Annotated in this window: 10 protein-coding genes; 3 read left to right on the top strand and 7 right to left on the bottom strand. The window is 73.4% G+C overall.

Annotation, left to right across the window (positions count from 1 at the left end; genetic code table 11):
• Positions 1-26: 26 nt before the first annotated feature.
• Entirely contained in the window at positions 27-521 is a 495-nt protein-coding gene (gene nrdR / locus GA0070616_RS20500; RefSeq protein ID WP_091085546.1) for a transcriptional regulator NrdR, read from the bottom strand.
• Between the two features lie 557 nt (positions 522-1,078).
• Between nrdR and lexA the strand changes: the two genes are divergently transcribed.
• Entirely contained in the window at positions 1,079-1,864 is a 786-nt protein-coding gene (gene lexA / locus GA0070616_RS20495; protein WP_091085541.1) for a transcriptional repressor LexA, read from the top strand.
• A 12-nt stretch (positions 1,865-1,876) separates the two neighbouring features.
• Here lexA and GA0070616_RS20490 read toward each other — a convergent pair whose 3' ends face one another.
• Together GA0070616_RS20490 and hflX are read right to left on the bottom strand one after the other, a co-directional pair.
• The gene (locus tag GA0070616_RS20490; RefSeq protein WP_091085538.1) at positions 1,877-3,604 is read right to left on the bottom strand and encodes an SMP-30/gluconolactonase/LRE family protein; all 1,728 of its coding nucleotides are present in this window, start codon (positions 3,602-3,604) and stop codon (positions 1,877-1,879) included.
• 50 nt (positions 3,605-3,654) lie between these two features.
• Entirely contained in the window at positions 3,655-5,106 is a 1,452-nt protein-coding gene (gene hflX, locus GA0070616_RS20485) for a GTPase HflX (protein WP_091085532.1), read from the bottom strand.
• Between the two features lie 177 nt (positions 5,107-5,283).
• On the opposite strand from hflX, the gene GA0070616_RS20480 reads away from it, so the two are divergent.
• A complete protein-coding gene (locus tag GA0070616_RS20480; RefSeq protein ID WP_091085529.1) occupies positions 5,284-6,756 on the top strand; it encodes an NAD-dependent malic enzyme in 1,473 nt (490 codons plus the stop codon).
• Position 6,757: 1 nt separating this feature from the next.
• Here GA0070616_RS20480 and dapF read toward each other — a convergent pair whose 3' ends face one another.
• From dapF to GA0070616_RS20460, 4 genes are all read right to left on the bottom strand, one after another.
• Positions 6,758-7,606, bottom strand: coding sequence for a diaminopimelate epimerase (gene dapF / locus GA0070616_RS20475; protein WP_091085525.1), 849 nt, complete (start codon positions 7,604-7,606; stop codon positions 6,758-6,760).
• Between the two features lie 7 nt (positions 7,607-7,613).
• A complete protein-coding gene (miaA, locus tag GA0070616_RS20470; protein WP_425413005.1) occupies positions 7,614-8,669 on the bottom strand; it encodes a tRNA (adenosine(37)-N6)-dimethylallyltransferase MiaA in 1,056 nt (351 codons plus the stop codon).
• The gene (locus tag GA0070616_RS20465; RefSeq protein ID WP_091085521.1) at positions 8,552-9,271 is read right to left on the bottom strand and encodes a class III extradiol ring-cleavage dioxygenase family protein; all 720 of its coding nucleotides are present in this window, start codon (positions 9,269-9,271) and stop codon (positions 8,552-8,554) included. The genes miaA and GA0070616_RS20465 overlap by 118 nt, the downstream gene beginning before the upstream one ends.
• 115 nt (positions 9,272-9,386) lie before the next feature.
• Entirely contained in the window at positions 9,387-9,836 is a 450-nt protein-coding gene (locus GA0070616_RS20460; protein ID WP_091085517.1) for a hypothetical protein, read from the bottom strand.
• 250 nt (positions 9,837-10,086) lie between these two features.
• Between GA0070616_RS20460 and GA0070616_RS20455 the strand changes: the two genes are divergently transcribed.
• Positions 10,087-11,295, top strand: a complete 1,209-nt coding sequence (locus GA0070616_RS20455) for a DUF349 domain-containing protein (RefSeq protein ID WP_091085515.1) — start codon at positions 10,087-10,089, stop codon at positions 11,293-11,295.
• Positions 11,296-11,434: the final 139 nt, after the last annotated feature.

The raw sequence follows: 11,434 nt of genomic DNA, 5'->3' as shown, positions 1-11,434 counted from the left end.
CGACTGTCATTGCCTTGCGAAGAACTTCAGCTGGTGAGGCCGGCGGCCTCGGCCGCCCCGGCGCCCTCGCGGGCGCGGGCCGCGGCCCGCAACGACTCGATCTCGCGCTCGAAGTCGGCGAGCGAGTCGAACGACCGGTAGACGCTGGCGAACCTCATGTAGGCCACCTCGTCCAGGTCCCGTAGGGGGCCCAGGATGGCCAGGCCCACCTCGTGGCTGGGGATCTCGGCGGCCCCCTTGGCCCGGACGGTCTCCTCGACCTTCTGCGCGAGCAGAGCGATCGAGTCCTCGTCCACCGGCCGGCCCTGGCACGCCTTGCGCACCCCGCCGACGATCTTCGTGCGGCTGAACGGCTCCGTCACCCCGCTGCGCTTGACCACCGCGAGCACCGCCTCCTCGACGGTGGTGAACCGCTTGCCGCACTCCGGGCAGGACCGCCGCCGCCGGATGAGCTGACCGTCGTCGGCCTCCCGCGAGTCGACGACCCGGGAGTCGGCGTGCCGGCAGTACGGACACCGCATCTCGCCCGACCTCCTCCGTCGACCGTGGGCCGCATCGGCCGCCTCCCGGGCACACGACGACGCGGCGGAACCGCCCCGAGGGACGGCCGCCGGTTCGACGGTACGGGAGTGCGGTCGGTAGTCGAACCCAACCTGTAGGCGACTTACGCCCGTGTGACTACTACATCTAGGGGTTGACCGTAAGCGGCCGGCGAACGGCGGTCAAGTTGGCCGGCGTGTCCGGCGCGTCACCCGCGTCCACCCGCACGGGGCGACCCGAGGGGCCCAACGTGACACGCCGCCGCCGGTTACCGTCCGCCCAGCCGGCGTCACCCGCCGATCGGGCGACATGGAACACCCGTTCGAGTCGACGTACCATTTATCAGAACACCCGTTCGAGACAACAGCGTTTTCAACCCGACACGCCGACAAGGTCGTACAGATGTTTGAAAATGACCGATCTCACCGATACGGTCAGGATCAACCGGTCGCGGCCCCCCCACGGGGTTCGCCGGACCCCACCCACCATGTGCACCACGAGCCGCCGAGGCACCCAGCGCCGACCAGGGAGGACGGACGTGACCGACGACCGGGCAAGCCGGCCGAAGAACCCGCAGCAGATCACCGAGGCGGGTCCACCGGCCACCCGACGCCGCAGCGCCGCGCGCAGCCGGGCCGGGCAGCCCGCCGTCCGCGCCGTCACCCCGGTGGTCAGTTCGTTCCCCGACCCGGTGACCGTCGACCTGACCGCCCGGCAGCGCCGCATCCTCGACTTCATCCGCACCTGGGTCGAGCGCCACGGCTACCCGCCGAGCGTGCGCGAGATCGGCGAGGCCGTCGGGCTCGTGTCGCCGTCCAGCGTCGCCTACCAGCTCAAGGAGCTGGAGAAGAAGGGCTTCCTGCGCCGCGACCCGAACCGGCCGCGCGCGGTGGACGTCCGCTCCCCCAACGACCACGTCGACGACGAGCTGAGCCGCTCCCAGCGGCCCACCCCGGCCTACGTGCCGATGCTCGGCCGGATCGCCGCCGGTGGCCCGATCCTCGCGGAGCAGTCGGTGGAGGACGTCTTCCCCCTGCCCCGCGAGCTGGTCGGCGAGGGCGAGGTCTTCATGCTCCAGGTCAAGGGTGACTCGATGCTCGACGCCGCGATCTGCGACGGCGACTGGGTCGTGGTGCGGCAACAGCCGACCGCCGACTCCGGTGAGATCGTCGCCGCCATGCTCGACGGCGAGGCCACGGTGAAGACCTACCGCCGGCGCGACGGGCACGTCTGGCTGATGCCGCAGAACCCGGCCTTCGACCCGATCCCCGGCGACGACGCCGTGATCATGGGCCGGGTCGTCGCGGTGCTGCGCCGGATCTGACCCCGCGCCGGCTCAGTAGCGGTCGCCCTGGTAGCCGTACCCGCCGCCGGTGTCGGGCACGTCCGCGTGCCGGCCGTCCTCGCGCCAACGCGCCGGGCGCTGCCCCCTCGGGTCCTGCTCCGGGCCCCCCCGACGGGGAGGCTCCGCCCGGCCGCCGCCGTACCCGCCGCCCTGCTGGTCGCCAGCGGGCCGGCCGCCGCCGTAGACGCCGCCGGAGGGCCGCCCACGGACCGGAGCGCCACCACGGGCGCCTCCCGGAGCGTCACCGCGACGACCACCGCCCGGAGCACCGTCCCGACCGCTCACCGGCACGCCACCGCCGGCCACGCCACCGCCCTGGCGTCCGCCGCCGGAGCGCCCTGCGCCGCCGTACACGCCGGCTCCACCGGCCGGGCGGGCGCCGCCGTAGACGCCGCCGCCGGCCGGGCGGGCACCGCCGTACACGGCTCCCCCGCCCCCTGCCGGAGCAGTCCCACCGGGCGACCCGCCGCCGTAGACCCCGCCGCGCTGCCGGTTGTCGCCCACCGGGAAAGGGCCGTCGACGCCGCCGTCGGGCTCCCGACCCGAGGGCTTGTCGGACAGCGGGGCCGGCCTGCGGCGGGCCCGGACGATGCCGGTGATCCCCGCGCCGACCAGCAGCGCGCCGAGCACCCCCACGGCCGCGATCAGGTAGGTGATGTCGTCCAGCGTGAGACTGGCGAACCAGGACTGCCCGGCGGCCTTCCGTTCCTCGTCGGCCGCCCCGCTCAGCGGCTTCGCCCCCTCGGTGGAGGGGGTGTAGCTCAGGATGTCGACCGGCTCGTCGTCCTCCAACCGGCTCGCCTCCGACACCGTCAGGAAGGTCTTCCCGTCGGGGGAGTAGCTGATCGCCTCGCCGAACGGGTCGGTCAGCGCGGTCACCCGGGGCTCGCCGGTGGTCAGCGCGGCGACCACGTCGCCGTCGGAGACGTCGTACTCGAAGGCGTCGGCGTAGGTGCGCAGCACCACCCGGGAGCCGTCGGGCGACCGGGCGGCCCCGGTGATCGCGACCCGGCCGAACGTGCTCAGCGGGTTCTCGGTCTCCGTGCGGGGCAGTTCGATGTCGCCGACCTTCTTCATCGGCACCGGCGCGGTGTCACCGCGCTTCATCGCCGCGGCCGGGGTGTATATCTCGGCCGTGCCGGCGGTGACCTTGGTGATGATCAGCGGAGCGCCGTCGCCGTTGATCAGCAACGCCTCGGCGTCGTGCGGCTTGTTCTCCGGATACGACAACCGGTGCAGCACGGGCTGCCGGCTGCCGGCGACCGGCATGCTCCACAGGGCCACCCGTTCCCGGCGCTCCCGGCTCAGGGCGTTGTCGCCGGTGTCGGCGATCCACAACGTCTTGCCGTCGGGGGAAAGGGCCAGATCCTCCGTGTCGAACGGACCCGCCCCGGAGTAGCGCACCTCGCGGGTGACCTCGCAGTCCGCGTCGAGGTAGAAGACCCGCTTACGGTTCTCCACCTCGGTGCCGTCGTTGACCACGACGTAGCCGTCGCGGGTGGCGACGAGCCCCGACAGCTCGCGCAGCCGGGGATCGGTCACCGCGCACCGCTTCTTGCCCGGTGCGGCGGCCGGCAGGGCCTCCACCGGCAGCGACGCCGACAACGACACCGAGGACACGGCCGGGAGCGGTGCCGCGACGGCGGCGGCACCGGGGTACGCCACCGTCGCCCCGAACAGGCCGAGGGCGACGGTGACCGAGGAGACAGCGCGGCGCATCCTGCAAGTGTCGCATGCCTCAGGTTTCGCCCGGGTGACGCTGGGGACCGCTACGCGGAGGCCGTGACCGGCTGCTCCGCGCCGGCCCGGTACGGTGCCAGCTCGGCGGCGAGCGCCTCCCCCACCCGCACGTGCAGCAGCGTGCCTTCCGGCAGGTGGGCGGTGCTGAGCACCTCGCCCTGCCGGTGCACCCGGGCCACCAGGTCGCCCCGGTCGTAGGGCAGCACGGCGCGCACCTCGACCGCGGGGCGGGGCAGCCGTTGCTCGATCGTGTCGCGGAGCGCGGCGAGCCCCCGCCCCTTGTGCGCGGAGACGAACACCGCCTCCGGCCACAGGCGCTTGAGCCGCAGCAGGGTCTCCTCGTCGGCGGCGTCGGTCTTGTTGACCACCAGCAGCTCCGGCAGCCGGTCGGCGCCGACCTCGGCCAACACCTCGCGGACCGCCCGGACCTGCTCCTCGGGGTCGGGATGGGTGCCGTCGACGACGTGCACCACAAGATCCGACTCGGCGACCTCCTCCAGCGTCGAACGGAACGCCTCGACGATCTGGTGCGGCAGGTGCCGGACGAAGCCCACCGTGTCCGACAGGGTGTAGAGCCGCCCGTCGGACGTGGTGGCCTTGCGGGTGGTCGGGTCGAGCGTGGCGAACAGCGCGTTCTCCACCAGGACGCCCGCGCCGGTGAGCCGGTTGAGCAGGCTGGACTTGCCGGCGTTGGTGTAGCCGGCGATGGCGACCGAGGGCACCGCGTTGCGGGCACGGCGGGCGCGCTTGGTCTCGCGTACCGTCCGCATGCCCTTGATCTCCCGGCGCAGCCGCGCGATGCGGGTGCGGATGCGCCGCCGGTCGGTCTCCAGCTTGGTCTCACCGGGACCGCGCAGGCCCACACCGCCACCGGCGCCGCCGCCGCGACCGGAACCACCGGTCTGCCGGGACAGCGACTCACCCCAACCGCGCAGGCGGGGCAGCAGGTATTCGAGCTGGGCCAGCTCGACCTGCGCCTTACCCTCCTTGCTCTTGGCGTGCTGGGCGAAGATGTCGAGGATCAGGGCGGTGCGGTCGACCACCTTGACCTTGGTGCGCTGCTCCAGGTTGCGCAGCTGCGACGGCGACAGCTCACCGTCACAGATCACCGTGTCGGCGCCGGTCGACAGCACCACGGCGCCCAGGTCGTCGACCTTGCCCCGGCCGACGTAGGTGGCCGGGTCGGGCCGGTTGCGCCGCTGGATCAGCCCCTCGAGCACCTGCGAGCCGGCCGTCTCGGCCAGCGCCGCCAGCTCGGCCAACGAGTTGTCGGCGTCGTCCTGCGTGCCCTCGGTCCACACTCCGACGAGCACGACCCGCTCCAGCCGGAGCTGCCGGTACTCGACCTCGGTGATGTCGGTGAGCTCGGTCGAGAGGCCGGGGACCCGCCGCAGCGCCTGCCGCTCCGACAGCTCGAACTCGCCCGTGGTGGCCGTCAGCTCGTCGTCCTCGAACGGTTCGTAGGTCTCCTGGTCTCGCAAACTCGCATCTCCTGTCGCTCTGGGGCACGTAGAAAACAATCCTGACATGTGCCAACGTCCGACGCACCCGGTATATGCCCGCTGCCGTACCCGCCGGTAGCGGGGGCGGATGCCGGCGGGGCGGAAGGGCCGAGTAGAAATGCGAGGCGAGCCGTTCAGCGTCGACGGAGGGACACCGTGGCCATCACCCGACTGCCCAGCGCCGGATTCTCGATCACGATCCGGATCGCGGTGCCGGCCGACGCCTCCTCCATCGGGCGACTGACCACCTGCGTCGGCGAGGCGGGGGCAATCGTCACCGCCCTGGACGTGGTCGACTCCGACCCCAGCCACGTGATCGTCGACCTGACCTGCGACACGGCCGACGCGGGGCACGCCGACCAGGTGGTCGACGCCCTCACCGCCCTCGACGGGGTGGACGTGCGGAAGGTCTCCGACCGCACCTTCCTGCTGCACCTCGGCGGCAAGATCGAGGTCAGCCCGAAGGTGGCGTTGCGCAACCGGGACGAACTGTCCCGGGCGTACACCCCGGGGGTGGCGCGGGTCTGCCAGGCCATCGCGGAGAACCCCGCCGACGCCCGTCGACTGACCATCAAGCGCAACACGGTCGCGGTGGTCAGCGACGGCTCGGCGGTGTTGGGCCTGGGCAACCTCGGTCCGGCCGCGTCGCTGCCCGTGATGGAGGGCAAGGCGGCGCTGTTCAAGCGCTTCGGCGGGGTGGACGCCTGGCCGGTGGTGCTCGACACCCAGGACACCGACGAGATCGTGGCGATCGTGAAGGCGATCGCGCCCGCGTACGGCGGGATCAACCTGGAGGACATCGCCGCGCCGCGCTGCTTCGAGATCGAGGCCCGGCTGCGCGAGGCGCTGGACATCCCGGTCTTCCACGACGACCAGCACGGCACCGCGATCTGCGTGCTCGCGGCGCTGACCAATGCGCTGCGCGTGGTGGGCAAGCAACTCGCGGACGTACGGGTGGTGGTGTCCGGCGCGGGCGCGGCCGGCACCGCGATCATGAAGCTGCTGCTGCGGCAGGGCGTGGGCGACATCGTCGCGTACGACCGGCAGGGCGCCCTGCACCGCGGCCTGACCGGGCTCAACCCGGCCTGGCAGTGGCTGGCCGAGAACACCAACAGGGACAACTACTCGGGCGACCTGGCCGGGGCGGTCCGCGGCGCGGACGTCTTCATCGGGGTGAGCGCACCGAACCTGCTGACCGGTGACGACGTCGCCACGATGGCGCCGGACGCGATCGTGTTCGCGCTGGCGAACCCCGACCCGGAGGTGGATCCCCGGGAGGCGCGCAAGCACGCCGCGGTGGTCGCCACCGGCCGCTCCGACCAGCCGAACCAGATCAACAACGTGCTCGCCTTCCCCGGCGTGTTCCGGGGCATGCTGGACGCGCACGCCGAGGAGTTCACCGAGGAGATGGCGCTCGCCGCCGCCCGCGCCATCGCGGACGTGGTCGGCGAGGAGAAGATCAACCCGACGGTGATCGTGCCCAGTGTGTTCGACCCGCGGGTGGCCCCGGCGGTCGCGGCGGCTGTCCGCGCCGCCGCGCAGAACCCGGGCGCGGCCATCCCGCCGGCCGCCGACCCGGGTCCCGCCGACCTGCCCGAGGTCGCCGCCACCGCCAGCGCCACGCCGTAGGTCAGGGACGGGAGAGCGCGGGGCGGGTCAGGTGGCCGGTCGCGACCAGGGTGGCGGGGCCGGAGAGCCAGCAGGAGTCACCGGTCACCGTCACGGTGAGGCGGCCGCCGGGAACGTCGACCGCGACCACGCCGGTGTCCCGGTGCGCGTCCCGCAGGGCCACTGCGGCCACCGCGCAGGCGCCGGTGCCGCAGGAGAGCGTCTCCGCACTTCCCCGCTCGTACACCCGCATGCGGACGTGGCGGTCGGTGCCGTCGACCGGCTCGCCCGGTGCGGTGAACTCGACGTTGACGCCGGCCGGGAAGACCGCCGTGTCCACCTCCGGCGGCCTGGTCAGGTCGAGCGCCGTCAGCTCCAGCCCGGCCGGCAGCGGGCACACCAGGTGCGGGTTGCCCACGTCCACTGCGGTGCCGGCCAGGGTCAGGTGGCCGAGGGTGGCGGTGGACGTGTCGTACAGCCGGGGGTGACGCATCTCCACGGCGACGCCCTCCCCCTCGACCCGCGCGCGCACGACGCCGGCCCGGGTGGCCACCGGCAGCGCCGCACCGGACGGCGCGGCCGACCCGGTCTCCAGCAGGTAGCGGACGAAGACCCGGGCGCCGTTGCCGCACATCTCGGCGAACGAGCCGTCGGAGTTCCAGTAGTCCATGAACCACTCGGCCTCGCCCGCCAGGGCGACCCCCTCGGGGTGCCGGGCCGCCCTCACCACCCGCAGCACGCCGTCCGCACCGATGCCGCGTCGCCGGTCACAGATCGCCGCGACCAGGTCGGGGCTCAGATCGAGCGCGCCGTCCGGGTCGGGCAGGATCACGAAGTCGTTGCCGGTGCCGTGCCCCTTGGTGAACTCCACGCCCCCATCATCGCGTAGCGGCCTCAGCCACCTTCAGGGCATCGGTCACCAGGGTGGGTGAGGCCGCGTCGAACCAGTGGATCCGCGGGTCGCGGCGGAACCAGGAACGTTGCCGGCGGACGAAGCGGCGGGTGGCCCGGACGGTCTCGTCGTGTGCCTGCGCCTCGGTCAGCTCGCCGGCGAGGAACCGCAGGACCTGCTGGTACCCGAGGGCCCGGCTGGCGGTACGCCCCTCTGGCAGGCCCTGCCCGACCAGCTCGCGGGTCTCGGCGACCAGGCCGTCGGCCCACATCCGGTCGACGCGCAGCGCGATCCGCTCGTCGAGCAGCGCGGTGTCCAGGTCGACGCCGATCTGCACCGCCGGGTAGTGCGGCGCGGGCTCGGGCAGCGACGCCGTGAACGGCGCCCCGGTCAGCTCGATGACCTCCAACGCCCGGACGATCCGCCGGCCGTTGCCCGGCAGGATGCCGGCCGCCGCGTCCGGGTCGGCAGCCCGCAGCCGGGCGTACAGCGGGGCCGGCCCGGCGTCGGCCAGCTCGCGCTCCAGCCGTTCGCGGACGGCCGGGTCGGTGCCCGGAAACTCGAACCGCTCCAGCACGGCCCGCACGTACAGACCGGAGCCGCCGACGAGCAGCGGCACCCGCCCGCGACGCAGGATGTCGTCGATGGCCGCACGGGCCAGCCGCTGGTACTGCGCGACGCTGGCGGGCTCGGTGACCGCCCAGATGTCGAGCAGATGGTGGGGCACGGCCCCGCGCTCGGCGGGGGTGAGCTTGGCGGTGCCGATGTCCATGCCCCGGTAGAGCTGCATCGAGTCGGCGTTGACCACCTCGCCGTGCAGGGCGTGCGCCAGGGCGATGCTCAGGGCCGACTTGCCGGCGGCGGTCGGCCCGACGACGGCGACGACCGTGGGCGGCCCCCCGACGGCTGCCCCGGTGGGGCCGGTCACGCCGGCTCCCAGCAGGCCACGAGGTAGGCGACGCCGTAGGGCGCCGTGTGGTGCAGCAACTCGCCGCGCCAGTCGCCACCCACCGCGCGGACCGCGCCGGCCAGCACCTGCCAGGGCGCCCGTCCGGCGGCCTTGAGCTGCGCCGACACAACCTCGTCCAGGCCGAGCAGGGCGTCGGCGTCCGCGTCGGCCAGGGCCCGGGCGACCCCGTCGTCGTACGCCTCGGCGCGCGGGTCGGCGTAGCCGGGGGACTTCTCGCCCCGGCAGGCCGACCCGTCCCCGAGCACCAGCAGGGCGGTACGGCGCTCGGCCCGGTGCACGAGATCCGCGCCGAGCGCCGCGCACTGCGACGGCGGGGCGTCGGCGGCCACGGACCGGGCCAGCCGGGGCAACTCGGTGCCGGTGCGCCCGACCAGCCAGGCACCGATGGTGAGGCTGAGCGGGAGCCGTTCGGAGCCGGCGCAGGTGGTCTTCCACAGCCGGACCGCCCGGTCGACGCCGTAGGGCCGCAGCGAGCCGTGGTCGGCCGCGCTGAAGGCCGTCGTCTCCGGGCCGGCGCCGACGAGGAGCAGGTCGTCCGGTTGCGCCGCGAGCAGACGGGTGAGCGCGCTGTCGCAGGCGGCGCGCAGGTCGTCCAGTTCCGCGGCGGCGGCACCGGCCACCTCGGGCACGAGCAGGGGCGGGTGGGGGCAGACGGCGGCGGCGACCAGAGGCACGGAGCAACCGTAGCGGTCCGGTACCGGTGCCGGTGGGAGGGCTGGTGCTGGTGGAGGGCCGGGCCGGGATGGCCGGGCCGGGCCGGGGTGGTGCGCCCCGGCCCGGCCCCGTGGTTCAGCCCTGCTGGTCGCCCCAACCGCCCTGGATCATCGTCTGGAAGCGCCACTGGCCGCCGGTCCTGACCAGCAGGTCGGCGTAGCGAACCCGCTGGGTGACCCCGTCGATGGTGAACTCCGCGTCGGTGAAGACGACCACCAGGCTGGCGGTGAGGAAGTGTGGCGTCCGTCGGCTCGACATGGTCAGGTCGCCGCCGCCGCCGAGCACCCCGCCCATCGTCCGCAGGTAGTCGGCGCGGGTGAGCTGGCGGGCCGACCCCTCGCCCGCGGCGTCGTCGGTGACCGTGTTGAGCGGGAACATCGCCAGGTCGGCGGTGCCCTCGACGTCACCTGCGCCAGCCAGTTCGTCGTAGCGCCGGAACCACTCGTCGAGCGTTGCCAGGTCCTCTGCGGTGGGCGAGTATCCGGCGTCGGCCGGGGGCAGGAGCGTGGTCTGCGACTGTGTCATCTTTCCTCCTCGGCGGTGCCCGCGCGCCGGAACACCGCTTCCGTACATTGTACGGTACGACGTACGGCGAAATGTGGCACGCCGATCGAAGCGTGCCGGCAGGCGCTAGGACACCGTATGGTCACGGTCGGCGATAGGCGCTCGACGCGGACCGGGGCAGACCTGTGACAATGCCCGGGGAAAACTTTGCTGCGCGGTGGCGGCGATCGCGGGGGGACTCCCGCGACGCCGGGAGAACGAGGATGGGCACATGAGCGACTGGACTGCCTTCGGACGGGTGGACGCGGACGGCACCGTGTACGTGAAGACCGCCGAGGGCGAGCGGGTGGTCGGATCCTGGCAGGCGGGAGCGCCGGAGGAGGGCCTGGCACACTTCGCCCGCCGCTACGCCGACCTGGTGACCGAGGTGAATCTCACCGAGGCCCGGCTCAACTCGGGTGCGGCGGATGCCGGCCACTCCCTGACCACGATCCGCCGGATCCGCGCCTCGCTGGCCGAGGCGCACGTCGTCGGCGATCTCGACGCACTCGCCGCCCGGCTGGACAAGCTCGCCATCGTGGCGGAGGAGAAGGCCGGACAGGCGAAGGCCGCGAAGGAGGCCGCCCGCACGGAGGCGCTCGCACGCAAGACCGCCCTGGTCGAGGAGGCGGAGACGCTCGCTGCCGAGTCCACCGGCTGGAAGACCGCCGGGGACCGGCTCAAGGAGATCCTCGACGAGTGGAAGACCATCCGGGGGGTCGACAAGAAGACCGACGGTGAGCTGTGGAAGCGGTTCGCCGCCGCCCGGGACGGGTTCACCCGCCGCCGGGGTGCCCACTTCGCCTCCCTGGACGCGCAGCGCAAGCAGGCCCAGACGGTCAAGGAGGAGTTGGTCGCCGAGGCCGAGAAGCTGAAGGACTCGACCGACTGGGCGATCACCGCCAATCAGCTCAAGGAGCTGATGAACCAGTGGAAGGCCGCGCCGCGCGCCTCCAAGGAGGCGGAGCAGAAGCTCTGGGAACGGTTCCGGGCCGCGCAGGACGAGTTCTTCACCCGGCGCAGCGAGGTCTTCTCCGCGCGGGACAACGAGCAGCGCGCCAACCTGGAGCGCAAGCAGGCCCTGCTGGCCGAGGCCGAGGCGCTGGACGTCGACGCCGACCCGAAGGGCTCCCAGGCCAAGCTGCGCGAGATCCAGGCGCAGTGGCACGAGGCCGGTCGGGTGCCCCGGGAGGCCGCCACGGGACTGGAGCGCCGGCTGCGCGCCGTCGACGAGAAGGTCCGTGAGGTCATGGACTCGGCGTGGCGGCGCACCAGCAAGGAGGACAACCCCCTGCTGGCCCAGATGCGGACCCAGGTCGCGGAGGCCGAGGAGCGCCTGAGCCGGGCCCAGGCCGCCGGCGACGCACGGCGGGTCAAGGAGGCCGAGCGGGCCCTGGAGTCCAAGCGGCAGTTCCTCCAGCTCGCCGAGCAGGCCGGCTGAGTCCGCCGCGCCCGAGCAGGGCGCGGCGCTGACCGAGCAACGACACGGTCGGCAGCCTGCTGCCGCACCACGTCAGGACCCCTGTGCCCGCTTCGGGCGCGGGGGTCCTGACGTTCCGGCGGTGACCTGAGCCCGGGAT

The organism is Micromonospora nigra, from assembly GCF_900091585.1.
Lineage (GTDB): Bacteria > Actinomycetota > Actinomycetes > Mycobacteriales > Micromonosporaceae > Micromonospora > Micromonospora nigra.
This window is presented reverse-complemented; position numbering and strand designations above follow the sequence as displayed.

Excerpts from the sequence above, each read along its gene's own strand:
- nrdR (WP_091085546.1), bottom strand. The coding sequence starts at position 521 with ATGCGGTGTCCGTACTGCCGGCACGCCGACTCCCGGGTCGTCGACTCG.
- GA0070616_RS20490 (WP_091085538.1), bottom strand. The coding sequence starts at position 3,604 with ATGCGCCGCGCTGTCTCCTCGGTCACCGTCGCCCTCGGCCTGTTCGGG.
- GA0070616_RS20460 (WP_091085517.1), bottom strand. The coding sequence starts at position 9,836 with ATGACACAGTCGCAGACCACGCTCCTGCCCCCGGCCGACGCCGGATAC.
- GA0070616_RS20455 (WP_091085515.1), top strand. The coding sequence starts at position 10,087 with ATGAGCGACTGGACTGCCTTCGGACGGGTGGACGCGGACGGCACCGTG.